General features: G+C 51.2%; 1 protein-coding gene. It reads left to right on the top strand.

The features are described from left to right. Positions 1–630 precede the first annotated feature (630 nt). Positions 631–2,607, top strand: coding sequence for an AAA family ATPase (locus tag AACH00_RS19765; RefSeq protein WP_341400900.1), 1,977 nt, complete (start codon positions 631–633; stop codon positions 2,605–2,607). The last annotated feature ends 712 nt before the right edge of the window (positions 2,608–3,319 follow it).

The raw sequence follows: 3,319 nt of genomic DNA, 5'->3' as shown, positions 1-3,319 counted from the left end.
CGGGTACATCCCACCCGCAGAGGCTGAGGCAAACTACTACCGGCAACTCGCCAGTCAGACTGCCTTGACGGAAGCCTGACTTAACCCAACGGGCCTCCATGAAACCCGGGGCGCTTCAAGTCTGCAGCCCGAAGAGCAACAGGTTGGCGGCGAGCCTCGCCAGTGCGGTCGAATTTGACGATGCCCTCCACCTGGACTTGAACTATGCTCAGCCTGTACTGGCTCAGGCTCCCGTCGCCCTGGCATGCCACAACATCGGGCACACGCATTCCAGGCAGATGACCCGGTCAATAAAGGAATTCAAGTAACATCGTTATTGAATCGTCAAAAGTTGGTAATTGCCAACCAGCATCTAAACTGTGTACGGTTATCCAGACGAAAGATCAACAGTTGCATCGCCTGAAATACGGGCACCACGCCACGCACGGTTACCAAAAATTATCATTTTTTGCGCGGAAGAAATTCCAAGCCGCAGATCAAGACCGATAGATCACCCGCACTGTATTGCCAATCGCACATCGCAGCGAAAACAACAGCCCGAAATGAAATTCCATTGCACAGTGTCCGATCCAACTTTTCAAGGCGGACGGCCAGCACTAAGCGACCGCAAACAACAGCGTGGAGCGAAGAGTGAAAATTGAGTCGATTAACTTAAGCCAAGAGGTTTTCGATGAAATGGGTATCGGGCTGGCAACACTACCTTTAGAAAAGCCGTTACAAATGCGAAACCTCGGCAAGTGTGTTGTTGTTGCCGGGAAAAATGGCTCAGGGAAAACGCGACTACTTACAACAATCACAGGGGTTGCGAATAAATACCTCCCCAGCGCAGAGAGGGAGCAAATTAAACTGCAGATATCGCATGCAGCGACGAATATTCAAGCGATCAAAAGAAAACTCGCAGTGACTGCTCGCAGTTCTCTGGAAATCGACCCGACAATTGAAACCCAGCAATCGCTTGAGCAAGAGCTGGCTGTCGCCAGAAACAAATCTGCGCGATTACAGAAAGACCTAGCAATAGCGGAAGTCCTGGGCATAAGCGGCCCCGGGATGCCCAAAATAGTCTCATTCGTCCCTCGATCGACGGAGCTAGTGGATCCTGGGACAATAAACGATTTCGAGGCGGAGTCACGGGCCGTATCGTTTGCGCAATCGCTTTCATCACAAGGAACAGACACTGGTGCACCAGCACACGCAAGAAAAATAATGCGTGCGGCCCTGGCCGAGAGAGGCCGGATTAATGCGGACCCTCGAACGCGAACGCATCAGCAAGCAGAAAAGGACCTTCTCAACATTCTAGACAGCCTACTCGGCAGTGAAGTTCAAATGGTCTTGGGCGATGATCTCAACATACGCCTAGAAGGTTTTACTGAAAAATACTCTACCTTACTATCGCAAGGGCAGAAGGTTCTCTTCCAACTGTCGTGCATGCTGCACGCCAAAGACAACTCCTTGCATGATTGCATAATCTTCCTCGACGAGCCTGAGAACCACCTTCATCCAGCAGTTCTCAATGAGCTTGTGGATCGACTGCAAGAACTATTGACAGATGGTCAGCTGTGGATTTCTACTCACTCGGTACCGCTAATCGCACATCTATCGGCCCAGGATCCGAACTGTCTATGGTTTGCCGATAGCGGTAGATTCATACCCGCAGGACGTTCCCCGGAGAAGGTACTAGACAGCCTACTCGGCGGCCCAGATGGTGCCCGTCGCGTTAATGATCTAACTCTGCTGCCATCTCGCCTAGCATCCACAGTGTTTCTACGACAATGCCTGCTTGAGCCGGGAGTCATCGGCTATAGCCAAGGTGATCCGCAGTTAGAACAGATTCGCCAAGTGATGGGCCGGATACGGGTGACGGGGCAGCCTTTGTGCGTCATCGACTTTGGCTCAGGCAAAGGGAGACTGCTAGATGCAATCGCTCAAGAGTCAGACGGGGCATCATTGGAATCAGTCGTAGACTATTTTGCGTATGAACCGCACGAGCCGGACGCCGATGCTTGCCAAGCCCTTTCTTCGATGCTTTATGGCACCCGTGAATCCAAACGGCGCGCGTTTTCGAGTCTGCCCGAAATGGCTGAATTGCACGGCAGTAATTTTGCTGACGTAGCGATCGTCTGCAATGTCCTGCATGAAGTGCATCCAGACGATTGGATGGCTGAGTTCGGTGGCAACTCAGCACTTGCCAATCTACTCAAGCACGACGGCTACCTCCTGTTCGTTGAGGACTATGCATTGCCCATCGGCGAACGCGCCCACGAGTTCGGCTTCTTGTTGCTAGATCAAGCTCAGCTCATGGAGCTTTTCTGCATAACACCGGACGACGTAGAAAAGAAGCGGTTCACAAGGAATGACCACCCCAACGCTCGCTACCAGGGACGGCTGATCGCACACCTTGTTTCTACACAATGTCTTGCAAGAATGACGGAGCAATCGCGGCTACGGGCAATCCAGTCGCTCCAGGCGCAGGCACTGGACAGGTTGAAGGACTTACTGGCTGACGACAATGCCGTTAGGAGTCGAAGCGATCACGGCCGGGAAAGCGCACTAGTAACTCAACTGGTAGCAAATAGTTCGCTATGGCTGCGCGAAAACGGCGTGCACTGAAATCTTCTGCTGACAGTCTGCACCATCGCCTAAAGCCCCGACCTAGTTCCACTTAAAAATACGCCCTGGCTCCCGGAGAGAATTATTCATTCTCCTGCGATGAGCGGAGACTGCAGGCTCACATCCGCCAATGGGCCTAATTCCTCAACTCCTCGGTTGCGGACCTCCCTCGCAAACGATGATGCTGAACGTGTGCTTGGGACCCACTCATCACGCCCAATGCCTGATGCACTGAATGGGGCTTACGACCGCTTCCGAGATCATGCTCACGGCGCCACTCGCCGAACCAAGCCTATTTCAGAAATGCACTAGATACCGGGTCCGACGATTGAGAGGAGGTTTCTAACCACCTGAAATCAGTCTTTCCGAAACGGCCCCACTCTACTTGACACGCATGCTAGGGGATTAACTAGCGAAGGCGCCCGCCAGATACCCACCAAAGACCACCCGTTACATAGGATACATAGGATACATAGGATACATAGGATACATAGGATACATAGGATACATAGGATACATAGGATACATAGGATACATATGTAGGATACATAGGATACATAGGATACATAGGATACATAGGATACATATGTAGGATATGTAGGATATGTAGGATATGTAGGATATGTAGGATATGTAGGATATGTAGGATATGTAGGATATGTAGGATATGTAGGATATGTAGGATATGTAGGATATGTAGGATATGTAGGAT

Origin of the sequence: Ideonella margarita (assembly GCF_038066635.1) — a bacterium.
In the GTDB taxonomy this organism is placed as follows: domain Bacteria; phylum Pseudomonadota; class Gammaproteobacteria; order Burkholderiales; family Burkholderiaceae_C; genus Ideonella; species Ideonella margarita.
This window is presented reverse-complemented; position numbering and strand designations above follow the sequence as displayed.